Origin of the sequence: Streptomyces olivochromogenes, from assembly GCF_021538895.1 — a bacterium.
In the GTDB taxonomy this organism is placed as follows: domain Bacteria; phylum Actinomycetota; class Actinomycetes; order Streptomycetales; family Streptomycetaceae; genus Streptomyces; species Streptomyces olivochromogenes_A.
In genome coordinates, this window is the sequence record NZ_JADDRL010000063.1 from 23067 (window position 1) to 45988 (window position 22922).

Here is a 22922-nt window from a genome sequence, read left to right on the forward strand (position 1 = left end):
TGCGCTGGCCGGAACTTCTGGTGAAGGAGGGCGCCTTCCTCTTGCCGTGCCCCCCGGGACCGCGATACTCCGAGCACGGAACCGACTTGGGGAGCGGGCATGAACATTTCGGAGGACTACCGCAATGCCTGGGAGAGCTTTTGGCGGGATATCTCGGACGCGCCGGGTGAGGCGATCTGGGACTCGGATCCGTCGCTGACCGCCGTACCGCACAGCGAGTTGCTGCTGCCGTTCGCGGACACCACGCGCACCATCGTCGACCTCGGCTGTGGCAACGGCACACAGACGCGCTATCTCGCCAGCCGGTTCGCGCGCGCCGTCGGCGTCGACCTCTCGCACGCAGCCATCGAGCACGCCCGCCGCGCGGCCGCCGATGACGCCGGCGACGAGGCCGTCGAGTTCGAGCAGCTCGACCTGACCGACGCCGAGGCCGTGCGTGCCCTGCACGGCCGCGTCGGCGACAGCCACGTGTACATGCGTGCGGTCATCCACCAGAGTGAACCGCAGGCGCGCGCCCTGGTGGCCGGGGCGGTCGCCGAGATCATCGGCTCCGGGGGCCGGGCCTTCGTCGTCGAACTGACCTCGGGCTCGCGCCAGGTGCTGCGCCGCGCGGCGGCCGACCCGGACGGGCCGCCGCCCAAGCTGCGCCGGGTGTTCCACCACGGGCTCAAGCCGGCCGAAGCGGAGGACGAGGAGATCCCGAAGCTGCTGCGCGAGGCCGGACTCGACATCCTCGCCACCGGTGAGACGACCCTGCCGCAGACGGAGTACCTGTCGGACGGCACCCGCATAGACCTGCCCGCACGCTGGTTCGTCCTGGCGGGCGTCGGCGCGGCAGGCTGAGCGACGGCGCGGCCGGGAGCGCGGTCCTGGTCCGAGGGTGGCGCACCGCGTAGCGTGCGGTTTTATGAAAATCCTCATCAGTGCGGACATGGAGGGGGCCACGGGCGTCACCTGGCCGGCCGATGTGCTGCCCGGGACGCCCCAGTGGGAGCGGTGCCGGGCGATGTTCACCTCGGACGTCGATGCCGCGGTGCGGGGGTTCTACGACGGCGGCGCCGACGAGGTCGTGGTCAACGAGGCCCACTGGACCATGCGCAACCTGCTGCTGGAGCGGCTGGACGAGCGGGCGGCGATGCTCACCGGGCGGCACAAGTCGCTGTCCATGGTGGAGGGCGTGCAGCACGGGGACGTGGACGGCCTCGCGTTCGTCGGCTACCACGCGGGCGCCGGCATGGAGGGCGTCCTCGCCCACACCTACCTCGCGAACTCCATCACCGGGGTGTGGCTGAACGACGTACGGGCCAGCGAGGGGCTGCTCAACGCGCACGTGGCCGCCGAGTACGGGGTGCCCGTCGTGCTCGTCACCGGGGACGACGTGGCCTGCGAGGACGCGCTCGGGTACGCGCCGGAGGCGCTCAAGGTCGCGGTGAAGGACCATGTGTCGCGCTACGCGGCGGTGTGCCGTACGCCGGCCAGGACCGCCGCCGACATCCGCGCGGCGGCGAAGGAGGCGGCCGCGCTGGCGGTGCGTCAGGAGCCGGTCGCCGGGGGCCCGTTCACCATCGCGCTGGAGTTCGACGCCGAGCACCTCGCGCTCGCCGCCACCGTGGTGCCGGGCGTGGAGCGGATCGGGGAGCGGAGGGTGGCGTACACCAACGGCACCATGTACGAGGGGATCCGGACCTTCAAGGCGGTCACCACGATCGTCTCGGCCGCCGTGGAGGAGCAGTATGGCTGACGAACTGGCGCTGGACGAGGTCGTGCGGTTCACCTCCGACCTGATCCGGATCGACACGACCAACCTGGGCGACGGGGAGTGCCGGGAGCGGCCGGCCGCCGAGTACGCGGCCGAACGGCTGGCCGGGGCGGGGCTGGAGCCCCTGATGCTGGAGCGCACCCCGGGGCGGACCAACGTCGTCGCCCGGATCGAGGGCACCGACCCGTCCGCCGACGCGCTGCTCGTGCACGGTCACCTCGACGTGGTGCCCGCGCGCGCCGAGGACTGGCGTGTGCACCCGTTCTCCGGCGAGATCCTGGACGGGGTCGTGTGGGGCCGGGGCGCGGTCGACATGAAGAACATGGACGCGATGATCCTCGCGGTCGTCCGTTCCTGGGCGCGCGAGGGCGTACGGCCCCGGCGTGACATCGTCGTCGCGTTCACCGCCGACGAGGAGGCCAGCGCGGCGGACGGCTCAGGGTTCCTGGCGGACGAGCACGCCGGGCTCTTCGAGGGCTGCACGGAGGGCATCAGCGAGTCGGGCGCGTACACCTTCCACGACGGGAGCGGCCGTCAGCTCTATCCCATCGCCGCCGGCGAGCGCGGCACCGGGTGGCTGAAGCTCACCGCCCGCGGGCGGGCGGGGCACGGTTCCAAGGTCAACCGGGAGAACGCGGTGACCCGGCTGGCCGCCGCCGTCACCCGGATCGGCGAGCACGCGTGGCCGCTCCGGCCGACCCCGACGGTGCTGGCCGCCCTCACCGAACTCGCCGCCGTGTACGGCGTCGAGGCGGATCCGGCCGACCTGGAGGGATTCCTGTCCAAGCTCGGCCCGGCCGCCCAGCTCGTCGAGGCCACGCTCCGCAACAGCGCCAACCCCACGATGCTGGACGCCGGTTACAAGCTCAACGTGATCCCCGGGGAGGCGATCGCCTACGTCGACGGGCGCTATCTGCCCGGCGGCGAGGAGGAGTTCCGCGCCACCCTCGACCGGCTGACCGGGCCGGACGTGGACTGGGAGTTCGCGCACCGGGAGGTCGCCCTCCAGGCGCCGGTGGACACGCCGACGTACGCCCGGATGCGGGCCGCCGTCGAGGAGTTCGCGCCCGAGGGCCACGTGGTGCCGTACTGCATGTCGGGCGGCACCGACGCCAAGCAGTTCTCCCGGCTGGGCATCACCGGCTACGGCTTCGCGCCGCTGAAGCTGCCGGAGGGCTTCGACTACCAGGCCCTCTTCCACGGCGTCGACGAACGCGTCCCGGCCGACGCGCTGCACTTCGGCGTCCACGTCCTCGACCGGTTCCTGCGGACGGCCTAGGGTCCGTCCTCCGGTTCGGTTCGCCCGGTGGCGACGATGACGGATCACCGGCCGTGTGCTGGGCATGATCCGGAAGGACAGTGCCCCGGAAGGTGGGAGACGACGTGCGGACCCTGGCGTACGGTTCCTGGCCCTCGCCCATCGACGCGACGCTGGCCGCCGCGCACGACGGGCACCCCGAGTGGGTGGGCTTCGTCGGCGACGAGACGTGGTGGACCGAACCGCGGCCCGAGGAGGGCGGCCGTCGCACGCTCGTGCGGTGCCGCGCGGACGGCACCGAGGAGTCGGTGCTGCCGGCGCCGTGGAACGTGCGCAGCCGGGTCATCGAGTACGGCGGGCTGCCCTGGGCCGGCACGGTGGTGGACGGCCGAACCCTGGTGGTGTTCACGCACTTCGCCGACCAGCGGCTGTACTGGTACGAACCCGGAGGCCGGCCGCGCCCGTTGACGCCCGTGTCCGAGGTGGGTGGCGGACTGCGCTGGGCGGAGCCGCTGTTGGACCTGGAACGCGGTGAAGTGTGGTGCGTACTTGAGGAGTTCACGGGCGAGGGACCCGGGGACGTGCGCCGCGTCCTGGCGGCGGTGCCGCTGGACGGATCGGCGGCCACGGACCGGGACGCCGTGCGCGAAATCACCGACGCACGGCACCGGTTCGTGACCGGCCCGCGGATCTCGCCCGACGGGCGCCGGGCCGCCTGGCTGGCCTGGGACCACCCGCGGATGCCCTGGGACGGCACGGAGCTGGTCCTGGCCGACGTGAGCGCCGACGGCAGGCTGCACGGGGCGCGGACGGTCGCCGGCGGACCCGAAGAGTCCGTCGCGCAGGTCGACTGGTCGGCCGACGGGCGGCTGCTGTACGCCAGCGACCGCAGCGGCTGGTGGAACCTGTACCGCGACGGCCGGCCGCTGTGCCCGCGCGAGGAGGAGTTCGGCGGACCGCTGTGGAAGCTCGGCCACCGCTGGTTCGCCCCGCTGGACAACGGTCTGATCGCCGTCGTGCACGGCCGCGGGGCCACCGTCCTCGGGATACTGGATCCCGAGACCGGCGAGGTCGTCGACGCGGCGGGCCCCTGGACGGAGTTCGCGCCCACCCTCGCGGCCCACGGCGAACGGGTCGTCGCCGTCGGCGCCAGCCCGCGAACCGCCCACGAGATCGTCCAGCTCGACACCCGCACCGGCCGGGCCCGGGTGACCGGCGCCCGGCACACCGACCCGGTCGACCCCGCCCACTACCCGGAACCGCAGATCCGCGTCTTCACGGGCCCCGCCGGACGCGAGGTGCACGCCCGCGTCTACCCGCCGCACCACCCCGGCTGCGTCGCCCCCGGCGACGAGCTGCCGCCGTACGTCGTGTGGGCGCACGGCGGACCCACCGGCCGGGCGCCCCTGGTGCTGGACCTGTCGATCGCCTACTTCACCTCGCGCGGCATCGGGGTCGCCGAGGTCGACTACGGCGGCTCGACCGGGTACGGCCGGGAGTACCGGAACCGGCTGCGCGAGCAGTGGGGCGTCGTCGACGTCGAGGACTGCGCGGCGGTGGCGCTGGCCCTCGCCGCCGAGGGCACCGCCGACCGCGCCCGGCTCGCGATCCGGGGCGGCAGCGCGGGCGGCTGGACCACCGCCGCGTCCCTGACCACCACCGACGTCTACGCCTGCGGCACGATCAGCTACCCCGTCCTCGACCTCACGGCCTGGGCCTCGGGGGAGACCCACGACTTCGAGTCGCGGTACCTGGAGAGCCTGGTCGGACCGCTCGCCGAGGTCCCGGCACGGTACGCGCAGCGGTCGCCCGCCGCGCACGCCGACCGGATCACCGCGCCCTTCGTACTGCTCCAGGGCCTGGACGACGTCATCTGCCCGCCCGCGCAGTGCGAGCGCTTCCTCGCCCGGGTCAAGGGCCGGCAGGTGCCGCACGCGTACCTCGCCTTCGAGGGCGAGGGGCACGGGTTCCGGCGGGCCGGCACCCTGGTGCGCGCGCTGGAGGCAGAGCTCTCGCTGTACGCTCAGGTGTTCGGGCTGACCCCGCCCGGAGTACCGACGCTGGAGCTGGCCCCGTGAAACCCCTCGTACGACCGTCCCGGCTGGCCCCCGGCGCCCGGGTGGCGGTCGTCGCCCCCAGCGGACCCGTCCCCGAGGAGCGGCTGCAGGCCGGACTCGACGTGCTGCGCGGCTGGGACCTCGACCCCGTCGTGGCCCCGCACGTGCTCGACCGGCACGGCACGTTCGCGTACCTGGCGGGCACCGACGCGGACCGCGCCGCCGACCTGCAGAACGCCTGGTGCGATCCGTCCGTGGACGCGGTGCTGTGCGCCCGGGGCGGGTACGGGGCGCAGCGGATCGTGGACCTGCTCGACTGGTCGGCGATGCGGGCGGCCGGGCCGAAGGTGTTCGTCGGCTTCAGCGACATCACGACGCTGCACGAGGCCTTCGCCACCCGCCTGGGCCTCGCCACGCTGCACGGGCCGATGGCGGCCGGGATCGACTTCATCAAGAACGCGCGGGCCCAGGAGCACCTGAAGGCCACCCTCCTCGCCCCGGAGACGGTCCGGGTGATCGCCTCCGGCGGCACGGCCCTGGTCCCCGGCCGGGCCCGGGGCGTCACCCTCGGCGGCTGCCTGGCCCTGCTCGCGTCGGACCTCGGCACCCCGCACGCCCGGCCGTCGGCGCGCGGCGGGCTGCTGTGCCTGGAGGACGTGGGCGAGGAGACGTACCGCCTGGACCGCTACCTCACCCAGCTCCTGCGCGCGGGCTGGCTGGACGGGGTGCACGGCGTGCTGCTCGGCTCCTGGGAACAGTGCGACGCGCTGGACCGGGTGCGCGCCCTGCTCGTCGACCGCCTCGGCGCGCTCGGCGGCGTGCCCGTGGTCGAGGAGTTCGGCTTCGGGCACTGTGCGGGCGCGCTGACCATCCCCTTCGGCGCCGCGGCCGAACTGGACGCGGACGCGGGCACGCTGACCCTCGACGAGCCGGCGCTGCGCTGACCCGCCCGCCGCGCGGGGCCGGTGCGGCGTAGGGTGGCCGGATGCCGCACACCACGTCCCGCTACCTCGCCGAAGGCCCCCGTGTGGGCATACGCCACTTCACCTATGCGGACGGCGCCGAGTTCACCGCTCGCGCCCGGGAGTCCAAGGACCTGCACCACCCGTGGCTCTTCCCGCCGGCCACCGAGGAGGCCTACGCCGCGTACGCGGAGCGGCTGATCGAGGACCCCGAGCGGGTCGGGTTCCTGGTCTGCGAGAAGGACGACGGGGCCGTCGCCGGATTCATCAACATCAACAACATCGTCCGGGGCGGCTTCCAGAGCGGGGCCCTCGGCTACGGCGCCTTCGCGCACGCGGCCGGGCGCGGGCTGATGCGCGAGGGCCTCGACCTGGTGATCGGCCACGCCTTCGGGCCGATGCGGCTGCACCGGCTGGAGATCAACGCGCAGCCCGGCAACGCCGCCTCTGTCGCCCTCGCCCGCGGCGCGGGCTTCCGGCTGGAGGGCTTCTCGCCGAACATGATCTACATCGACGGGGCCTGGCGGGACCACGAGCGGTGGGCGATCACCGCCGAGATGCGGGCTTGACGTTGATCTTCATGGTGTCGAGATCGGTGACGGTCGACTTCAGACCGGTGAAGCCGTAGCCCAGGCCGCGCAGCGCGGTCTCGGCGCGGTCCTCCGCGATCGCCGCCGCCATCTCCTCGCCGTCGGCCGCGTCCGACACCACCACGTACCGCATCGAGAAGTGCTTCAGCGGCGACGGCTCGTAGGACAGCGAGCCCTCCTCGGTGAACCGCATGCTCGTCAGCCCGTGGTCCGCCGCCTCGGCCAGCAGCCGCGCCCGCGCCTCGTCGGTCAGCCCGTCCCAGGTGCCCCGGACGATGACCCGGTAGGTGTGCCGCTCGCTCATGCGCCGTTCCGTTCTTCACTCTTCACGCGATCCGATGGACGATCGACTCTACGGCCGGGTGTTTCGGCCGCACACCGAATTACGCCCCGCACCACCGCATCGCGCCCCGCCCCACCGGCCGCCAGGGCCCCGCCCGCACGGCGGCCTTTGCGCAATCCTGACCGGCAGCTCCCCTGGCCGGTTCGCCGGGCGGCGGGTTCCATGGTGATCGTGACGACGATCCGACGTGAGGTACTGACGCTGCCCGCAGCGGAGTTGGGCACGGACAACCCCCTGCCCGCGCTGCGGCCGCTCGACGAGGTCCACCGCATCGAGGACCGGGACCGGGAGGACCTGCCGCGCGACATGGCCCGGCAGCTCTCCTACGCCCCGCTGCGCAGCCTGCTGCCGGTCCGCGTGCGGGACGGCTACGGCAGGACCCGCGCGGCCCGCCCCGTCGACGCGCTGGTGATCGAGAACGACCGGCTGCGCGCCACCGTCCTGCCCGGCCTCGGCGGCCGGATCGCCTCCCTCGTCCACCTGCCGACCGGCCGCGAACTCCTGTACCGCAACCCGGTGTTCCAGCCCGCGAACTTCGCCCTGAACGGCGCCTGGTACTCCGGCGGCGTCGAATGGAACATCGGCGCCACCGGCCACACCACCCTCTCCTGCGCCCCGCTGCACGCCGCCCGCGTCCCGGCCCCCGACGGCGGCGAGATGCTGCGCCTGTGGGAGTGGGAACGGCTGCGCGACCTGCCCTTCCAGATCGACCTGTGGCTGCCGGAGGGATCCGACTTCCTGTACGTCGGCGTCCGCGTCCGCAATCCGCACGAGCGGCCGGTGCCCGCCTACTGGTGGTCCAACGTCGCCGTGCCCGAGGACCGCCGGGTCCTCGCCCCGGCCGACGAGGCGTGGCACTTCGGCTACGAGCGCAGGCTGCGCCGGGTGCCGGTCCCCTCGGACGACGGCATCGACCGCACGCACCCGCTCAACAGCCCGTACGCCGCCGACTACTTCTACGAGGTGCCCGACGGACGGCGTCGCTGGATCGCCGCGCTCGACGCGGACGGGCACGGGCTGGTGCAGACCTCCACCGACGTGCTGCGCGGCCGCAAGCTGTTCGTGTGGGGCGCAGGGCCGGGCGGCCGGCGCTGGCAGGAGTGGCTCACCGAGCCCGGAACCGGTGGCTACTGCGAGATCCAGGCCGGGCTCGCCCGCACCCAGCTGGAGCATGTGCGGCTGGAGGCGGAGAGCGAGGTGTCCTGGCTGGAGGCGTACGGACCGCTCGACACGCCCTCGGCGGGGGAGTGGGCCGAGGTCGTCGGCGCGGCCGAGGAACGGCTGGCGGCGGTCCTGCCGCGGGCCGCCGTCGAGGCCGCCCACGCGGCCTGGAAGCCGTACGCCGACACCGAACCCGGCCAGACGCTGGCCACCGGCTCCGGCTGGGGCGCCCTCGAAGTGCTGCGCGGCGGCTGGAAACTGCCCGGCACCCCCTTCGACGAGGCCACGCTCGGCGACGCCCAGGAGCCCTGGCGGGAGTTGCTGCGCTCCGGGTCGCTGCCCGAACCGCGCCGGGTGCGGCCGCCCGGGGAGACGCTGGTCGCCCCGCACTGGCGGGACATGCTGGAGACCGCGCCCGCCACCCCGCTCACCGAGTACCACCTCGGCGTGGCCCAGTGGCACGCCGGTGACCGTGCCCAGGCCGTGCGCAGCTGGGAGCGGGCCCTCGCCCTCGCCCCCTCGCTGTGGCCCCTGCTGCGCTGCCTGGCCGTCGCCGACCAGGCGTCCGGCCACCACGAGCGGGCCGCCGACCGGTACACGGAGGCCTTCGACGACCTGTGCCACGAGCGACGCGACGACGGCGAGCTGTGGACGGCCGCCACCGCCGCCCTGGGCCGCGAGGCGCTGGAGGCGCTGCTCAGGGTCCGGCGTGCGGCGGACGCGCGGTCCGTGTGGGAGCGGCTCCTGCCCGCGGTCCGGCCGCGGGGCCGGTTCCGGCTCCTGGAGGCCGAGTTGCTGCTCGCGGAGGGCCGGCCCGAGGCGGCCCGAGCCGTCTTCGACGACGGCTTCGAGGTGGCCGACCTGCGCGAGGGCGCGGAGACGGTCGGACGGCTGTGGGCCCGCCTGAGCGACGCGCCGCTGCCCGACCGCTACGACTTCCGCATGCGGCCGGAAGCGCCCTGAGACGTAGGGGAGTTGGTACCGCTCCGGGCGAACCGAACACCCGTCCCGGCACGTCGCCGACAGCACCCGGGACATCCGGGACCGGCGGGAACATCCGGGGCCGACGGGGAGGGACCGTCATGGGCGAACCGACGCAGAACTGCCCGCAGTGCGGGGCGCCCCAGCCCGTCGACGAGGGCTACCCGGCGTGGTGCGCCGCCTGCGACTGGAACGTGGCGCCCGAACTGTTCGTCTACGGCGTCGGCGGCACCGCGACCCTGCGCCGCGAACTCGCCGGCCGGGGTGCTGCCGCCGTGTTCGAGGAACTGGCCCGCGACGGGACGGCGGGACGACGCCCACGGCTGACAGCGGCTCATGTCGCCTCGTACGCACTGGCGTTGCTCGTGCACGGCTCCTCGCTGGTGCTGCTCGCCCTCGGCGCCTGGCTGATCGCGCGCGGCTGGCCGAACCCCCTCGCGGTCGTCGCCGGCGCCGTGCCGGTCCTGCTCTTTTCGGTACTGCGGCCCCGGATCCCCCGGCTCACCACGGCCCTGCCCCGGCTGCACCGCGCGGACGCGCCCCGGCTCTTCCGGCTCGTCGACGCGGTCGCCGGGGAACTGGGCACGCGGGGTGTCGACGTGGTGGTCGTCGATCCCTGGTGCAACGCCGCCGTCACCTCCTACGGCGTGCGCCGCCGCGTCCTGCGCCTGGGGCTCGGGCTGTGGTACGTGCTCACCCCGCAGCAGCGGGTCGCGCTCCTCGGGCACGAACTCGGTCACTTCGCGAACGGCGACACACGGCACGGCCTCACGGTGGGCACCGCGCTGCACACCCTGCAGGTGTGGGAGTACCTGCTGCGCCCCGAGCGCGCACGCCACCGCCCGGTCCGGGCCCTGCTCACCGTCCCGCACCACGCGGCCCGGTCGGCGCTGCGCCTCCTCGACCGCCTCGCGGTGCACGGCTTCCCGCGCCGCGAGTACCTCGCCGACGACCTGGCCGCGCGCGTCGCCTCCACCGAGGCGGCGCTCGGACTCACCGAGACGCTGCTGCACGCGGGGCGCGTGGAGGACGAGCTGCGGCGGCTGGCGCGGGAGGGCGGGGCGCCGCACGACGAGCGGCTGTGGTCGCTGCTGGCCGACAAGGTGGCCGCCGTCCCCGCGCGCGAACGCGAACGGCTGCGCCGGGTCAGCGAGTTGACCTGGACGCAGGTCGACGACACCCATCCGCCCACGCATCTGCGCCTGGCCCTGCTCGACCGGCGCGGCCCCGGCGCGCCGGGCGTCGTCTGCGACGCCCCGACCGCCCGGGCCGTCGAGCGCGAGCTGTGGCCGGCGGCACGGAGCCTGGCGCGCGCGGTCGCGCGGGGCGCCTGATCGCGCCCCCGTCAGCCCCGCTGGTCCACGTACTCGAAGACCGCCCCGTCCGGATGCATCGCCAGCAGATTGCGGCCCACCGGCGTGGGAACCGGCCCCGCGAGAATGTGCGCGCCGAGCTCGGTGAGCGTGCGGTGCGCCTCCTCGACGTCCTGCACGGCGATCGTCGCGGCCACCTTGCGCAGCACCTCCAGCTCCGCCTCCGGACCGCTCATCAGCAGGAACGAACCGACCGCGGCGACCTGCACACCACCACGGTCGAACCGGAGGGCTCTGCCGCCCGCGAGGCGTTCGTAGAAGGGGATCGCGGCTTCGAGGTCGTCGACGCAGATGCGCAGCGAGGCGCCCAGAATCTCCATGCGGACGAGCCTAGACCGTTGCCGCGCGCGGGCCACGGGTCGGAGCGCCACCGGAACGCCCCGCGTTATGCATAGCTATGTGCGGGTACGCGGTGGGCATGAAGCCCTTGGATCATCTTGAACATCTGGACAAGGAGCTGGTCGACGAGCTGGCCCAGGTGGCACGGGAGACCGTGCGCGACGAGCTGCGTGAGCAGACCCGCAAGCAACGCCGTACGGCCATGCTGTACGGCGCGTCCGGCGCCGTCGCCCTGTACGCGGGTGGGGCCCTCGCGCTCGCCCTGGGGCTGGCCCTGGCGACCGGCCTCCCCGGCTGGGCGGCGGCGCTGATCACGGCGGCCATCCTCGGCGTCGTGGCCTACGCGCTGCGCAGCGCGGCCCGCCCGAAGCACGCGCACGCCCCGGCCCACGTCATCGGCGGCACCCCGCCTGCCGGACCGCCCGGCGGACTGGGCACGCCGTACCCGCCCATGCCGACGATGGCCCCGCGCCAGGACGGCATCGACCCCGAGTCCCCGCACCACCGGGCCTGAGGAGGACCCTTTCCGGCACGGCGGCGGGCCACCGGCCCGCCGTCCTCGTGTTTCGGCGGCCCGGGGCGCCCGCCGCCGCGCCGAAACAGCCCGCTTCGCGGCGTTTGGAGGTCCGGACCAGGGGGACGCGGTAGGCCTCGGACGAGCCACACCGCCGGAGGCGTCCTGTGAGTCGACCCCGCATCGTGATCGTCGGTGCCGGCTTCGCCGGGTACCGGACGGCTCGCGCCCTGGCGCGGGCGAGCCGGTACAAGGCCGACCTCACCCTGCTGAACCCGACCGACTACTTCCTGTATCTGCCCCTGTTGCCCCAGGTCTCCGCCGGGATCCTGGAGCCGCGCCGGGTCACCGTCTCCCTGAGCACGCTGCGCGGCGTACGCCTGCTGCTCGGCGAGGCCGACCACGTCGACCTCGACGGCCGCACCGTGCAGTACACGGACCCCGAGGGCGCGAGCGGGACCCTGCCGTACGACCGGCTGGTCCTCGCCGCGGGCAGCGTCAACAAGCTGCTGCCGATCCCCGGTGTCGCCGAGCACGCGCACGGCTTCCGCGGCCTGCCCGAGGCGCTGTACCTGCGCGACCACGTGACCCGGCAGATGGAGCTCGCCGCCGCGGCCGACGACCCCAAGGGCGCCGTCGCGCGGTGCACCTTCGTCGTGGTCGGCGCCGGCTACACCGGCACGGAGGTGGCCGCGCAGATGCAGTTGTACACCGCCGAAATGGCCCGCAGGCGGCCGTTGCCGGGCGGCGTGCGGCCACGCTGGATGCTGCTCGACATCGCGCCGCGCCTGCTGCCCGAGCTGGACGAGCGGCTCTCGCGCACCGCCGACCGCGTACTGCGCCGGCGGGGCGTCGAGGTGCGCACGGGGACGTCCGTGCGGGAGGCCACGCACGACGGAGTGCTGCTCTCCGACGGCGAGTTCGTCGAGACGCGGACGCTGGTGTGGTGCGTGGGCGTACGGCCCGATCCGCTGGTGGAGGCCACCGGACGGCCACTGGAGCGGGGACGGCTGATCGTCGACCCGTACCTCCAAGTGCCCGGCAGTCCCGAGGTGTTCGCCTGCGGTGACGCGGCCGCCGTGCCCGATCTGAACCGGCCCGGGACGTTCACCCCGATGACCGCCCAGCACGCCTGGCGGCAGGGCCGGGTCGCGGCGCACAACGTTGCCGCCTCGCTCGGCATCGGCGAGCGCCGCCCGTATCGCCACCGCGACCTGGGCTTCCTCGTGGACCTGGGTGGCGTCCAGGCGGCCGCCGACCCGCTCGGCATCGCCCTGTCCGGCCCGCCGGCCGGCGTCGTCACCCGCGGCTACCACCTCGCGGCGATGCCGGGCAACCGCGTGCGCGTCGCCGCCGACTGGGTCCTGGAGGCCGTACTGCCGCGCCAGGCCGTCCAGTTGGGACTCGTCCGGTCCTGGTCGGTGCCCCTGGACACGGCGTCCCCGGAACTGGCCCGGGTGGCGGGCGGGCCGTGGCGGTCGGACCGGCAGCCCGCGCCCACCCCGGCCCCCAGCGAGCACCATCGCGGCCCGGGGCCCGTGAAGCGCTCCGACATCCCCGCCGAAGGAGACTCATGAACACCGACGAACTCGCCGAACTCGCCCAGCAGTTGCGCGTGGACAGCGTGCGGGCCGCCGCCGTGGCGGGGTCCGGGCACCCCACGTCCTCGATGTCCGCCGCGGAGCTGATGGCCGTCCTGCTCGACCGCCACTTCCGCTACGACTTCGAGCGCCCCGCCCACCGGGCCAACGACCGCTTCGTCCTCTCCAAGGGACACGCCTCACCCCTGCTGTACGCCGTGTACAAGGCGGTCGGCGTCATCGACGACGCCGAGCTGAACACCTACCGCAAGCTCGGCAGCCGGCTGGAGGGGCACCCGACCCCGCGGCGGCTGCCGTGGGTGGAGACCGCCACCGGCTCGCTCGGCCAGGGCCTCCCGGTCGGCGTCGGCATCGCGCTGGCCGGCAAGCGGCTGGACCACATCGCGTACCGCGTATGGGTGCTGTGCGGGGACAGCGAGCTGGCCGAGGGCTCCGTGTGGGAGGCCGTCGAGCACGCCGCGTACGAACACCTCGACAACCTGACGGCCATCGTGGACGTCAACCGGCTCGGCCAGCGCGGACCCACCCGGCACGGTCACGACCTGGACGCCTACGCCCGCCGCTTCCAGGCCTTCGGCTGGCACACCGTGGAGATCGACGGGCACGACGTGGACGCCGTCGACCGCGCCTACGGCGAGGCCCGGTCCACCCGCGGGCAGCCCACCGTGATCCTCGCCCGCACCCTCAAGGGCAAGGGCGTCGCCGCCGCGCAGGACCGCGAGGGGCTGCACGGCAAGCCGCTGTCGGATCCCGAGGAGGCGATCGCCGAGCTCGGCGGCCCGCGCGACCTGCGCATCCGGGTGCAGGAACCGCCCGTCGCCCGCCTGCTGCACTCCGTGCCCACCAACGCGCTCGTCCTCCCGCCCTACGAGAAGGGCGACGAGGTCGCGACCCGCGACGCCTTCGGCGCGGCGCTCGCCGCGCTCGGCAACGCCCGCGGCGACATCGTGGCCCTGGACGGCGAGGTCGGGGACTCCACCCGCACCGAGCTCTTCGCCAAGGAGCACCCCGACCGCTACTTCGAGTGCTACATCGCCGAACAGCAGCTGGTCGCCGCCGCCGTCGGCATGGCCACGCGCGGCTGGGTGCCCTACGCCGCGACGTTCGCCGCCTTCCTCACCCGCGCCCACGACTTCGTGCGCATGGCCGCGATCAGCGGCTCCGGCATCAACCTGGTCGGCTCCCACGCGGGCGTCGCCATCGGCCAGGACGGGCCCTCGCAGATGGGTCTGGAGGACCTGGCGATGTTCCGGGCGCTGTACGGCTCGACCGTGCTGTACCCGTGCGACGCCAACCAGACCGCGAAGCTCGTCGCCGCCATGTCCGGCCTGGACGGTATCCGCTACCTGCGCACCTCGCGCGGCAAGAGCCCGGTGATCTACGGCCCGGACGAGGAGTTCCCGGTCGGCGGCTGCAAGGTGCTGCGCTCCTCCGAAGAGGACCGGCTGACCGTGGTCGCGGCCGGTGTCACCGTGCGCGAGGCCCTGGCCGCCGCCGACCTCCTCGCGGAGGAGGACATCGCGATCCGGGTCATCGACCTGTACTCGGTCAAGCCCGTCGACCGGCCCACGCTGCGGCAGGCCGCCGAGGAGACCGGCTGCCTGGTCTCCGTCGAGGACCACCATCCCGAGGGCGGCCTCGGGGACGCCGTCCTCGACGCGTTCCTCGACGGCGGGCCCGTCCCCCGCCTGGTCCGGCTCGCCGTCCGGACGATGCCCGGTTCGGCCGCCCCCGACGAGCAGATGCACGCCGCGGGCATCGACGCCGACGCCATCGCGACGGCCGGCCGGCTGCTGGTGGAGGAGGCGATCGTGCGGTGACGACCGCCGCGGCGCGGCCCTCGGATCCGGCCGATGCCGACCGGACGCGTTGCGTGGTTGAACCGTGGTCGAAGGTTTGAGCAGGGGCCTGATGGCCACTCGACCACAGAGGTGGCCATGACGAACACAAAGAACACACCACAGGCACAGCGTTCACGGAACGCACAGGAACCGACGCGGGAAAAGGAACCGACGCGGGAACCGAGCAGGAGTGGCGAGACCCAGGCGGCAAAGGACCGGCCGAGCCCGATGGAAGTGTTGCGCCAGGCGCGCGGCCAGCTCGCGGAGCTGACCGGCATGGCCGCCGAGTCGGTGTCGTGCTTCGAGCAGACGGAGGACGGCTGGGCGCTGGAGATCGAGGTCCTGGAGCTGCCCAGGGTGCCCGACACGATGAGCCTGATGGCCAGCTACCAGGTTGAACTGGATCCGCGCGGTCAGCTCACCGGATACCGGCGTGTCCGCCGCTACGAACGCGGCCGCGCCGACGCACACAGGCCCGGCGGCCGCTAGGCCGCCCGCCCGCGGCGACGACCGCGGAAGACACATCCACGGAAGAGGAGGCGTGAGCGGCATGACCGTTGTCCCGGCACAGCAGGCCGGCGGTGGAGGCAGTGGAAGCCTCTACGACGTTCTGGAACTCGTCCTCGACAGGGGTCTCGTCATCGACGCCTTCGTGCGGGTTTCCCTGGTCGGCATCGAGATCCTCAAGATCGACGTACGGGTCGTCGTGGCCAGCGTCGACACGTACCTGCGCTTCGCCGAAGCGTGCAACCGGATGGACCTGGAGGCAGGTCCGCGCAAGCCCCCGGGGCTCGCGGACATCGTCGGCGAGGTCACCGAGTCCGGCGCCCGAGGCAAGTCCAAGGGGGCGCTGTCCGGCGCCGCACAGACCGTCTCCGACGCGTTCCGGCAGGCACGCGAGGAGGGTGAGGCCGAGCCCAGGCCGCGGTCCCGCAAGACGAACGCGCGCAGGAAGGAGGAGCAGGAATGAGCACGTACGTCTACGGCATCACGGCGCACGAGCACCCCGCGCTCCCGAAGGGCATGGACGGCGTCGGCGATCCGCCGCGTCCCGTGCGCGTCCTGGAGGAGGCTGACCTGGCCGCCTTGGTCAGCGACGCCCCGGAGGACCTGCGTGCCAAGCGCCGGGAACTGCTCGCCCACCAGAACGTGATCGCCGAGGCGGGCGCGGCCGGTTGTGTGCTGCCGATGCGCTTCGGCAGCGTCGCCCCGGACGACGCCACGGTTGCCGACGTGCTCGCCGAGCGCGCCGACCACTACCGGGAACGCCTGCAGGCGCTGGAGAACAAGGTCGAGTACAACGTCAAGGCGAGCCACATCGAAGAGGCCGTCCTGCACCGCGTGATGGCCGACAACCCGGAGATCCGCGCCCTGACCGAGGCCAACCGGCAAGCCGACGGCGGCACCTATGAACAGCGTCTGCAGCTCGGCGAGATGGTGGTGGCCGCCGTACAGGCCAAGGAGGCCGAGGACGCCATCGCGGTGGAGCGCGCCCTGGAACCGGTGGCCAGCGCCGTGAGCGTGGGCCCCGGCTCCACCGGCTGGCTGGCCAATGTGTCCTTCCTGGTGGACCGGGGGTCCGCCGAGGACTTCGTCGCAGCCGTGCAGCGGGCCCGGGAGGACCTGGCCCACCTGGAGCTGCAGGTCAACGGGCCGCTGCCGCCGTACAGCTTCGTGGAGCCCGGCCCGGCCGAGCCCGCGGGCACCACGGCGGGCGGCGGCCTGGAGCACGAGGAGAAGTGAGATGGCTGGGCTGTTCGGCGAAATCCTGCTGCTGCCGTTCGCTCCGGTGCGCGGCGCCGGCTGGGTGATCGAGCAAGTGGTCCGGGAGGCGGAGCGGCTGTACTACGACCCGGCCGCCGTCCGGGCCGAACTCGCCCAGCTCGAAGAGCGGTTGACGGCGGGCGAGATCGACGAGGAGGAGTTCGACCGGGTGGAGGACGAATTGCTCGACCGGCTGGAGATCGCTCTGCGCCGGAGTACGGAGACGGACCAGGGGACGTGACACATGAATCGCATGGGACTGGGCCTCGCCGTAGGGGCCGGATACCTGCTCGGACGGACGAGGAAGATGAAGTTGGCGTTCGCGCTCGGCACGCTGGCGGCCGGTAAGCGGCTGCCTCTGAGCCCCGGCGCGCTCGCCGAGGTGGTCTCGCATCAGCTGCGGGACAACCCGCAGTTCAAGGAGATCGGCGACCAGCTGCGCGAGGACCTGCGGGGCGTCGGCAAGGCAGCCTCCGGCGCCATGGTCGAGCGGCAGATGGACGCCCTCGCCGACCGGCTGCACGGGCGCACCTCCGAGGTGCGCGACCAACTCGAATCGGTTACGGGCCTCGCGAGCCCGGACGGGTCCGCGGACGAGGACGACGGCCGCGAGGACTCGGAGCCCGAGGAGGACGAGACGCGGCAGGGTGCCGATGGCGAACGGTCGGGCGAGTCCCGCCGGGCCTCCAAGGGGAGCGCGCGTAAGGCGGCCGACAGGTCCCCCGCCGGCAAGGCGACGACGAAGGCCTCGGCCAAGAAGGCCCCCGCCAAGAAGGCGGCGGCGAAGAGGACGACGACGGCCAGGAAGAAGACGTCCGCGGGCGGGAGTGCGGCCCGTGGCGGCAGGAACCGGCTTCCGAAGGGAGGCGAGGAGTCATGACCGACACCCTCGGAACCGCGCGCTCCACCGCGTCGTCCGCGGCGGGCGGCGCCACCGACGGCGGGCTCGGCCGGCTGGCACAGAGCGAGGCGGCGGACCGCCTGAAGGAAGAGGTGCAGGAGTACCTCGCCGCCCAGGCCCAGCGGTTGCTCGTCGGCGCCGGCCGCAAGCTCGGCGAGACCACGGTGAAGCTCAACGACATCGCGGAGGGCAACAGCCCCGGCTTCGGCCGGCTCGCCCTCGACGCCGGCCGCAAGTTCGCCGAGGGCAAGGGCCCGGTGCGCTCCGCACTGGAGCTCGGCGCCTCCCGGGCGAAGGACAACGTGATGGGCGCGCTGAAGAACCTCGGCGGCGGCAAGAGCAAGCGCAAGCGCGCCGCCGGCCACAAGCCCACCGTCATCATCGAGTACGTCGACGTCGGCGTGCCGCTGCGCACGGCCTACGACCAGTGGACTCAATACCAGGACTTCAGCACCTTCGCCAAGGGCGTCAAGAGCGCGAACCGCGCCGACGACACGACGTCGGACTGGAAGCTCAAGGTCTTCTGGTCCAACCGCAGCTGGAAGGCCCACACCACCGAGCAGGTCCCCGACTACCGCATCCAGTGGTCGTCGGAGGGCGCCAAGGGAACCACCAGGGGCGTGGTCTCCTTCCACGAGCTGGAGGAGAACCTCACCCGCGTGCTGCTGGTCATGGAGTACTACCCCAGCGGCCTGTTCGAGAAGACCGGCAACATCTGGCGCGCCCAGGGCCGCCGGGCCCGGCTCGACCTCAAGAACTTCGCCCGCTTCATCACCCTCAAGGGGGAGGCGGAGGACGGCTGGCGCGGCGAGATCCGCGACGGCGAGGTCGTCCGCAGCCACGAGGACGCGGTCGCCGAGGAGGAGGACGAGGCGCGTGCCGAGGACGCCGAGGACACGGACGAGGACGAGGAGCCCGAGTCCGACGAGCCGGAGGAGTACGAGGACGAAGAGGGCACCGAGGAGCCTGAGGAGGACGAGGAGGCAGAGGACGACGAGGACGCGGAGTACGACGCCGAGGACGAGGAGCCCGGGCGGTACCAGGACGAGGACGAGTCCGCCTACGAGGACGAGGACGAGGACCGGGACGAGGAGGAGGACGAAGACGCCTACGCCAAGAGCGGGAGCCGTCGATGACCACGCCTGGCCGGCTGCCCCAGCCCTACGGTCACGACGGGAGCGCCAACCTCGCCGACATCCTGGAGCGCGTCCTCGACAAGGGCATCGTCATCGCCGGTGACATCCGGATCAACCTGCTCGACATCGAACTGCTCACGGTCAAGCTGCGGCTCGTCGTCTGCTCGGTGGACAAGGCGAAGGAGATGGGCATCGACTGGTGGGAGACCGATCCGGCGCTGTCCTCGCACGCCCGTCGAGAGGAACTCGCCCGGGAGAAGCGCCGCGACGAACTCGCTCGGGAGAACGCCGAGCTGCGTGAGCGCCTGGCCGAGCTGGAGCCGGGGCGGGGGCAGGAGGAGGACCGATGACGGCGATGACCGGCCTGCGGTACGTCTACGCGATCTGCCGCCCGTTCGAGGCGGCCCTGCAGTCCCAGCTGACGGGCGTGGCGGGCGCCCCGCCGGGACTGCTGCGCCACCACGGGCTGGTCGCCGTCGTCAGTACGGTCCCGGAGCGGGACTTCGCCGAGGAACCGCTCCGCGCCCACCTGGAGGACCTCGACTGGCTGACCGACACGGCACGGGCCCACCAGGGGGTGATCGACGCGCTCACCACCGTGACCACGCCGCTGCCGCTCCGGCTCGCCACCGTCTTCCGCGACGACAGCGGCGTACGCGTCATGATGGAGACGGGCGAGGCCGGCTTCCGGCGCACCCTCGACCGGCTGGACGGCCGGGTGGAATGGGGCGTCAAGGTCCATCTGGACCCGGTGCGGGAGCCCGAGACGGTGGAGGACGAGCCCACCGACGCCGCGAGCCCGGAGAGCCGGCCCACCAGTGGCCGGGACTATCTGCGCCGGCGCCGGCAGCGCGTCCGGTCCGACGAGGACAGGTGGCGGCAGGCCGAGGAATTCGCGAGCCGACTTCACACGGCGCTTTCCGGGCACGCCGAGGAAGCCCGCCTGCACGCCCCGCAGAACTCGACGCTTTCCGGAGTGCCGGGACAGAATGTGCTCAACGCCGCCTATCTGGTGCCGCGCGCGGAATCCGAGGAATTCGTGGAACTGGTGGACCGTACGAAGGACGATGTTCTCGGAGTTCCCGGAGTTTCCGGAATTCGGGTGGAACTCACCGGGCCCTGGGCGGCGTATTCGTTCACCGGCGAGTTGTCCGGGGAGGAGCGGTGACCGTCGTCGAGCGCCGCGAGATCGCCCTGGTGGACCTGCTCGACCGGCTGCTGGCCGGCGGGGTCGTCATCACCGGGGACATCACGCTGCGCATCGCCGACGTCGACCTCGTACGGATCGACCTGAACGCGCTGATCAGCTCCGTGGGCCGGGGGGTGCCCGCGCTCTGGGAGGAGCCGCGGGACGAGGTGACGTCATGACCCGGCACGGCAACCGGCTGGACCTCGATCCCGACACGGTCGAGCGGGACCTCGTGAAACTCGTGCTGACCGTCGTGGAGTTGCTGCGCCAGCTGATGGAGCGCCAGGCGCTGCGCCGCGTCGACACCGGCGAACTGAGCGAGGAGCAGGAGGAGCGGATCGGGCTCACCCTGATGCTCCTGGAGGACCGCATGACCGAGCTGCGCGAGCGCTACGGGCTGCGGCCCGAGGACCTGAATCTGGACCTCGGGCCGCTCGGACCGCTGCTGCCGCGGAGCTGACGTCACCACCTGTACCAGCGGCTCCTGCCGCCGCCCGCGGTGGTGCCCCGCACCAGGAATCCCAGCAGCCAGATCACGAGAACTATCAACGCGATCCACCAGAGTAGTTTCACCGCAAATCCGGCACCGAAGAGAAGAAGCGCCAGAAGCAGTACCAGCAGGATGGGAATCATAATGTGAACCTCCTGCCATTCGTATTTCCCGAAAGGCGCGGATCAGGCTTCCTTACGGCACAGAATTTCTCCGTGCAGTACGGCGAACCAGCCGTCCTCCCGCTTTCCCCACTCCCGCCACGCCCGTGACACGGCCGCCAGTTGCCCGGTGGCCGCGTGCCCGCCCCCGGTGGCCCGCTCGGCGTACGCCGAGGCGAGGGTGCGGTCGGCCCACAGGCCGCTCCACCAGGCCCGCTCCTCGGGCGTGGCGAACGTCCAGGTGCTGGACGTGGCCGTGACGTCCGTGAGCCCGGCGGCCCGCGCCCAGGACGTCAGCCGCCGCCCGGCGTCCGGTTCACCGCCGTTGGCCCGGGCGACCCGGCGGTACAGGTCCAGCCAGTCGTCCATCCCGGGCACCGGCGGGTACCAGGTCATCGCGGCGTAGTCCGCGTCGCGGGCGGCGATGAACCCGCCCGGCCTGGTGACCCGGCGCATCTCGCGCAGCGCCCGCACCGGGTCGCCGACGTGCTGCAGCACCTGGTGCGCGTGCACCACGCAGAACGAGTCGTCCGGGTAGTCCAGCGCGTGCACGTCGGCGACCGCGAAGTCGACGTTGGTCAGCCCGCGTTCGGCGGCCGTGGCGCGGGCCCGGTCCAGGATGCCGGGGGCGTGGTCGACGCCGGTGACGTGCCCGTCGGGGACCAGCGCCGCCAGATCGGCGGTGATGGTCCCCGGGCCGCACCCGATGTCCAGGATCCGCATGTGGGGTCGGAGCGAACCGAGCAGATGGGCCGCGGAGTTGGCGGCGGTCCGCCAGGTGTGCGAGCGCAGCACCGACTCGTGGTGCCCATGGGTGTACACGGCGGTCTCCCGTTGCTCCGGCATGGCTGTGCCCCTCCTCGCGTTTTCGCATCGGCTCACGAGGCCCGCGGCCCCAGCCCTGCGGTACGCACCACCGTACGCACGCGTGCCGAATGATGAGACCCGCGTTTCACGATGTGGACAACTGGGTGATCGGGGCACCTACGGGTGGCGGCCGTCAGCCATGGGGCAGCGGACGGTAGACCGTCAGCGCCTCGGGCAGCTTCTCCACCGTCACCTCGCCCGAGACCTCGATGACTTCACCGTCGTACGCCAGGGGCGTGCCCGGCTCGACGCCGGCCAGGCGCAGCCGGCCCACCCGCACCGCCGCGTGCGCGGGGGAGCGGGTCAGCGGGCCCGCGACGGCGGCGGCGAGCAGCCGCAGCGCCGGCCCCTTGCCGCCGTGCACGACCCGTACGTCCAGCCGCCCGTCGGCCAGGTCGAGCCGGCGGCCGGAGGCGAGGCCCAGGCGGTGATAGGTGCAGTTGCCGACGAACAGCAGCCACAACGGGTGCCTCCGGCCGCCGAGTTCGAGCTCCAGGGGGTGCTCGCCCCGGCGCAGCACGCGCACGGCCGCCCGTACCTCGGCGGGCCAGCCGCCGATCCGGTGCGACCAGCGGTCCCGCTCCCGCACCAGCTCCGGATAGACGCCCAGGCTCAGGGTGTTGAGGAAGATGCCGTCCCGGCCGTCGCAGGCGAACCGGCCCACGTCCACGCGCACCGCCTCGCCCCGCCGGACCGCCCCGGCGAGGGAACGTACGTCCTCCACGCCCAGGTCGTAGGCGAAGTGGTTGAGCGTTCCGCCGGGCAGCACCGCCAGCGGCAGGCCGCGGCGCAGGGCGGCCGCGGCGGCCGCGTTCACGGTGCCGTCGCCGCCGCACACCCCCAGCACCCGCGCCCGCGTCGCCGCCTTGTCCAACTCGGCCCTGATGTCCGCGGGTTCCGCCTCGACGATCTCCGCCCCGGGCAGCGCGGCGCGCAGCGCGCGCACCCGGTCGGCGGTGCCCGCGGCCCGGTTCGTGACGAACACCAGACCCTCGCCGTCGGGCAGCGCGGGCGCGACGGCGCGCGGCCGGGCCGGCGGGGTGACCTGGGCGCGCGTCGGCACCAGGCCCCGTACGGCGAACGCGGCACCCGCGCCCAGCGCGGCGCCCGCGAGCACGTCGCTCGGGAAGTGGACGCCCGTGTAGACGCGGGACATGGCGACCGAGAACGCCAGCGGGGCCACCACCGCGCCCCAGGCCGGCGACTCCAGCGCGACCCCGGTCGCGAAGGCGGCCGCCGAGGCGGCGTGACCGGACGGGAACGACGTGGTGATGGGCTGCCGCTTCAGATGCCGTACCGCCGGCACCGGGTCCAGGACCGGGCGGGGGCGGCGCACCGAGCGTTTGCCGACGGTGTTGATGGTCAGGGAGGCCAGGCTCAGGGAGGCGATGCCGCGGGCGGCGGCCCGGCGGGCACGTGGGGTGCGGACCGCCGCCATCGCGGCGGCCGTCGCGAACCACAGCACACCGTGGTTCGCGCTGCGGCTCAGCCGCGGCAGTACGGGCTCGGCGCCCGGCCAGTTCCGCTCGGCGGCCACCTCGAACAACCGGCTGTCGAGCGAGAGCAGCCAGTCGCGCAGGGCGTGGCGGCCGGGTTTCGGGGCGGTGAGGTCGACGTCTGGGCTCATGTCGGGGC

Annotated in this window: 26 protein-coding genes; 21 read left to right on the forward strand and 5 right to left on the reverse strand. The window is 73.4% G+C overall.

Annotated features, from left to right (window positions below; genetic code table 11):
* The first annotated feature begins 99 nt into the window (after window positions 1–99).
* The 6 genes from IPZ69_RS28175 to IPZ69_RS28200 all read left to right on the forward strand — a co-directional run bounded on the left by IPZ69_RS28175 (window position 100) and on the right by IPZ69_RS28200 (window position 6605).
* Complete coding sequence (locus IPZ69_RS28175; RefSeq protein WP_235457385.1) at window positions 100–843, forward strand: class I SAM-dependent methyltransferase; 744 nt, start codon at window positions 100–102, stop codon at window positions 841–843.
* A gap of 64 nt (window positions 844–907) precedes the next feature.
* A complete protein-coding gene (locus IPZ69_RS28180; RefSeq protein WP_235457387.1) occupies window positions 908–1741 on the forward strand; it encodes a M55 family metallopeptidase in 834 nt (277 codons plus the stop codon).
* Entirely contained in the window at window positions 1734–3038 is a 1305-nt protein-coding gene (locus IPZ69_RS28185) for a M20/M25/M40 family metallo-hydrolase (RefSeq protein ID WP_235457389.1), read from the forward strand. The genes IPZ69_RS28180 and IPZ69_RS28185 overlap by 8 nt, the downstream gene beginning before the upstream one ends.
* A gap of 104 nt (window positions 3039–3142) precedes the next feature.
* Window positions 3143–5095 carry a dipeptidyl-peptidase 5 gene (locus IPZ69_RS28190; RefSeq protein WP_235457391.1) on the forward strand — a complete coding sequence of 651 codons (1953 nt, stop codon included), beginning with the start codon at window positions 3143–3145 and terminating at the stop codon, window positions 5093–5095.
* On the forward strand, window positions 5092–6018 hold the full coding sequence (locus tag IPZ69_RS28195; protein WP_235457392.1) for a S66 peptidase family protein: 927 nt from the start codon (window positions 5092–5094) through the stop codon (window positions 6016–6018). Before IPZ69_RS28190 ends, IPZ69_RS28195 begins: the two co-directional genes overlap by 4 nt.
* A 41-nt stretch (window positions 6019–6059) precedes the next feature.
* The gene (locus IPZ69_RS28200) at window positions 6060–6605 is read left to right on the forward strand and encodes a GNAT family N-acetyltransferase (protein WP_235457393.1); all 546 of its coding nucleotides are present in this window, start codon (window positions 6060–6062) and stop codon (window positions 6603–6605) included.
* Here the strand turns inward: IPZ69_RS28200 and IPZ69_RS28205 are convergent.
* The gene (locus IPZ69_RS28205) at window positions 6583–6930 is read right to left on the reverse strand and encodes a DUF6204 family protein (protein ID WP_235457394.1); all 348 of its coding nucleotides are present in this window, start codon (window positions 6928–6930) and stop codon (window positions 6583–6585) included. The genes IPZ69_RS28200 and IPZ69_RS28205 overlap by 23 nt on opposite strands.
* Window positions 6931–7131: 201 nt before the next feature.
* Here IPZ69_RS28205 and IPZ69_RS28210 point away from each other — a divergent pair, with 201 nt between their 5' ends.
* Both IPZ69_RS28210 and IPZ69_RS28215 read left to right on the forward strand, forming a co-directional pair.
* Window positions 7132–9093 carry a DUF5107 domain-containing protein gene (locus IPZ69_RS28210; protein ID WP_235457395.1) on the forward strand — a complete coding sequence of 654 codons (1962 nt, stop codon included), beginning with the start codon at window positions 7132–7134 and terminating at the stop codon, window positions 9091–9093.
* A 119-nt stretch (window positions 9094–9212) separates the two neighbouring features.
* Entirely contained in the window at window positions 9213–10445 is a 1233-nt protein-coding gene (locus tag IPZ69_RS28215; protein WP_235457396.1) for a M48 family metallopeptidase, read from the forward strand.
* 11 nt (window positions 10446–10456) lie between these two features.
* On the opposite strand, the gene IPZ69_RS28220 is transcribed toward IPZ69_RS28215, so the two are convergent.
* Window positions 10457–10804 carry a VOC family protein gene (locus tag IPZ69_RS28220; protein WP_235457397.1) on the reverse strand — a complete coding sequence of 116 codons (348 nt, stop codon included), beginning with the start codon at window positions 10802–10804 and terminating at the stop codon, window positions 10457–10459.
* A 98-nt stretch (window positions 10805–10902) separates the two neighbouring features.
* On the opposite strand from IPZ69_RS28220, the gene IPZ69_RS28225 reads away from it, so the two are divergent.
* From IPZ69_RS28225 to IPZ69_RS28285, 13 genes are all read left to right on the forward strand, one after another.
* Window positions 10903–11337, forward strand: coding sequence for a phage holin family protein (locus IPZ69_RS28225; protein WP_235457398.1), 435 nt, complete (start codon window positions 10903–10905; stop codon window positions 11335–11337).
* Window positions 11338–11504: 167 nt separating this feature from the next.
* A complete protein-coding gene (locus tag IPZ69_RS28230; protein ID WP_235457399.1) occupies window positions 11505–12914 on the forward strand; it encodes an NAD(P)/FAD-dependent oxidoreductase in 1410 nt (469 codons plus the stop codon).
* Window positions 12911–14758: a transketolase gene (locus IPZ69_RS28235; RefSeq protein ID WP_235457401.1), complete on the forward strand. Its 1848-nt coding sequence runs from the start codon at window positions 12911–12913 to the stop codon at window positions 14756–14758. The genes IPZ69_RS28230 and IPZ69_RS28235 overlap by 4 nt, the downstream gene beginning before the upstream one ends.
* Before the next feature lie 117 nt (window positions 14759–14875).
* Window positions 14876–15268, forward strand: a complete 393-nt coding sequence (locus IPZ69_RS28240) for a gas vesicle protein GvpO (protein ID WP_235457402.1) — start codon at window positions 14876–14878, stop codon at window positions 15266–15268.
* 61 nt (window positions 15269–15329) lie between these two features.
* Window positions 15330–15749 (forward strand): gas vesicle structural protein GvpA, encoded by a 420-nt coding sequence (locus tag IPZ69_RS28245; RefSeq protein WP_235457403.1) that lies wholly within the window; start codon window positions 15330–15332, stop codon window positions 15747–15749.
* On the forward strand, window positions 15746–16522 hold the full coding sequence (locus tag IPZ69_RS28250; protein WP_235457404.1) for a GvpL/GvpF family gas vesicle protein: 777 nt from the start codon (window positions 15746–15748) through the stop codon (window positions 16520–16522). Before IPZ69_RS28245 ends, IPZ69_RS28250 begins: the two co-directional genes overlap by 4 nt.
* Window position 16523: 1 nt before the next feature.
* On the forward strand, window positions 16524–16784 hold the full coding sequence (locus tag IPZ69_RS28255) for a gas vesicle protein GvpG (protein WP_235457405.1): 261 nt from the start codon (window positions 16524–16526) through the stop codon (window positions 16782–16784).
* 3 nt (window positions 16785–16787) lie between these two features.
* On the forward strand, window positions 16788–17423 hold the full coding sequence (locus IPZ69_RS28260; protein WP_235457406.1) for a DNA primase: 636 nt from the start codon (window positions 16788–16790) through the stop codon (window positions 17421–17423).
* The gene (locus tag IPZ69_RS28265) at window positions 17420–18580 is read left to right on the forward strand and encodes an SRPBCC family protein (RefSeq protein WP_235457407.1); all 1161 of its coding nucleotides are present in this window, start codon (window positions 17420–17422) and stop codon (window positions 18578–18580) included. Before IPZ69_RS28260 ends, IPZ69_RS28265 begins: the two co-directional genes overlap by 4 nt.
* Window positions 18577–18930 carry a gas vesicle protein gene (locus IPZ69_RS28270; RefSeq protein WP_235457408.1) on the forward strand — a complete coding sequence of 118 codons (354 nt, stop codon included), beginning with the start codon at window positions 18577–18579 and terminating at the stop codon, window positions 18928–18930. The genes IPZ69_RS28265 and IPZ69_RS28270 overlap by 4 nt, the downstream gene beginning before the upstream one ends.
* A gap of 5 nt (window positions 18931–18935) precedes the next feature.
* On the forward strand, window positions 18936–19748 hold the full coding sequence (locus tag IPZ69_RS28275; RefSeq protein WP_235457426.1) for a GvpL/GvpF family gas vesicle protein: 813 nt from the start codon (window positions 18936–18938) through the stop codon (window positions 19746–19748).
* The gene (locus IPZ69_RS28280; RefSeq protein WP_235457409.1) at window positions 19745–19948 is read left to right on the forward strand and encodes a gas vesicle protein; all 204 of its coding nucleotides are present in this window, start codon (window positions 19745–19747) and stop codon (window positions 19946–19948) included. The genes IPZ69_RS28275 and IPZ69_RS28280 overlap by 4 nt, the downstream gene beginning before the upstream one ends.
* On the forward strand, window positions 19945–20229 hold the full coding sequence (locus IPZ69_RS28285) for a gas vesicle protein K (protein ID WP_235457410.1): 285 nt from the start codon (window positions 19945–19947) through the stop codon (window positions 20227–20229). Before IPZ69_RS28280 ends, IPZ69_RS28285 begins: the two co-directional genes overlap by 4 nt.
* A 2-nt stretch (window positions 20230–20231) precedes the next feature.
* Here IPZ69_RS28285 and IPZ69_RS28290 read toward each other — a convergent pair whose 3' ends face one another.
* The 3 genes from IPZ69_RS28290 to IPZ69_RS28300 all read right to left on the reverse strand — a co-directional run bounded on the left by IPZ69_RS28290 (window position 20232) and on the right by IPZ69_RS28300 (window position 22914).
* Window positions 20232–20402: a hydrophobic protein gene (locus IPZ69_RS28290; RefSeq protein ID WP_235457411.1), complete on the reverse strand. Its 171-nt coding sequence runs from the start codon at window positions 20400–20402 to the stop codon at window positions 20232–20234.
* A 42-nt stretch (window positions 20403–20444) separates the two neighbouring features.
* Window positions 20445–21266, reverse strand: coding sequence for a methyltransferase domain-containing protein (locus IPZ69_RS28295; RefSeq protein WP_235457412.1), 822 nt, complete (start codon window positions 21264–21266; stop codon window positions 20445–20447).
* A 154-nt stretch (window positions 21267–21420) separates the two neighbouring features.
* Entirely contained in the window at window positions 21421–22914 is a 1494-nt protein-coding gene (locus IPZ69_RS28300; protein ID WP_235457413.1) for a bifunctional phosphatase PAP2/diacylglycerol kinase family protein, read from the reverse strand.
* Window positions 22915–22922: the final 8 nt, after the last annotated feature.

Bases quoted from the DNA above. Each gene is read 5' to 3' on its own strand.
- IPZ69_RS28250 (WP_235457404.1), top strand. From the start codon at position 15,746: ATGAGCACGTACGTCTACGGCATCACGGCGCACGAGCACCCCGCGCTC.
- IPZ69_RS28285 (WP_235457410.1), top strand. From the start codon at position 19,945: ATGACCCGGCACGGCAACCGGCTGGACCTCGATCCCGACACGGTCGAG.
- IPZ69_RS28290 (WP_235457411.1), bottom strand. From the start codon at position 20,402: ATGATTCCCATCCTGCTGGTACTGCTTCTGGCGCTTCTTCTCTTCGGT.
- IPZ69_RS28205 (WP_235457394.1), bottom strand. From the start codon at position 6,930: ATGAGCGAGCGGCACACCTACCGGGTCATCGTCCGGGGCACCTGGGAC.
- IPZ69_RS28215 (WP_235457396.1), top strand. From the start codon at position 9,213: ATGGGCGAACCGACGCAGAACTGCCCGCAGTGCGGGGCGCCCCAGCCC.
- IPZ69_RS28255 (WP_235457405.1), top strand. From the start codon at position 16,524: ATGGCTGGGCTGTTCGGCGAAATCCTGCTGCTGCCGTTCGCTCCGGTG.
- IPZ69_RS28300 (WP_235457413.1), bottom strand. From the start codon at position 22,914: ATGAGCCCAGACGTCGACCTCACCGCCCCGAAACCCGGCCGCCACGCC.
- IPZ69_RS28225 (WP_235457398.1), top strand. From the start codon at position 10,903: ATGAAGCCCTTGGATCATCTTGAACATCTGGACAAGGAGCTGGTCGAC.
- IPZ69_RS28235 (WP_235457401.1), top strand. From the start codon at position 12,911: ATGAACACCGACGAACTCGCCGAACTCGCCCAGCAGTTGCGCGTGGAC.
- IPZ69_RS28245 (WP_235457403.1), top strand. From the start codon at position 15,330: ATGACCGTTGTCCCGGCACAGCAGGCCGGCGGTGGAGGCAGTGGAAGC.
- IPZ69_RS28185 (WP_235457389.1), top strand. From the start codon at position 1,734: ATGGCTGACGAACTGGCGCTGGACGAGGTCGTGCGGTTCACCTCCGAC.
- IPZ69_RS28275 (WP_235457426.1), top strand. From the start codon at position 18,936: ATGACCGGCCTGCGGTACGTCTACGCGATCTGCCGCCCGTTCGAGGCG.
- IPZ69_RS28220 (WP_235457397.1), bottom strand. From the start codon at position 10,804: ATGGAGATTCTGGGCGCCTCGCTGCGCATCTGCGTCGACGACCTCGAA.
- IPZ69_RS28175 (WP_235457385.1), top strand. From the start codon at position 100: ATGAACATTTCGGAGGACTACCGCAATGCCTGGGAGAGCTTTTGGCGG.
- IPZ69_RS28240 (WP_235457402.1), top strand. From the start codon at position 14,876: ATGACGAACACAAAGAACACACCACAGGCACAGCGTTCACGGAACGCA.
- IPZ69_RS28210 (WP_235457395.1), top strand. From the start codon at position 7,132: ATGGTGATCGTGACGACGATCCGACGTGAGGTACTGACGCTGCCCGCA.
- IPZ69_RS28265 (WP_235457407.1), top strand. From the start codon at position 17,420: ATGACCGACACCCTCGGAACCGCGCGCTCCACCGCGTCGTCCGCGGCG.
- IPZ69_RS28270 (WP_235457408.1), top strand. From the start codon at position 18,577: ATGACCACGCCTGGCCGGCTGCCCCAGCCCTACGGTCACGACGGGAGC.
- IPZ69_RS28260 (WP_235457406.1), top strand. From the start codon at position 16,788: ATGAATCGCATGGGACTGGGCCTCGCCGTAGGGGCCGGATACCTGCTC.
- IPZ69_RS28295 (WP_235457412.1), bottom strand. From the start codon at position 21,266: ATGCCGGAGCAACGGGAGACCGCCGTGTACACCCATGGGCACCACGAG.
- IPZ69_RS28180 (WP_235457387.1), top strand. From the start codon at position 908: ATGAAAATCCTCATCAGTGCGGACATGGAGGGGGCCACGGGCGTCACC.
- IPZ69_RS28200 (WP_235457393.1), top strand. From the start codon at position 6,060: ATGCCGCACACCACGTCCCGCTACCTCGCCGAAGGCCCCCGTGTGGGC.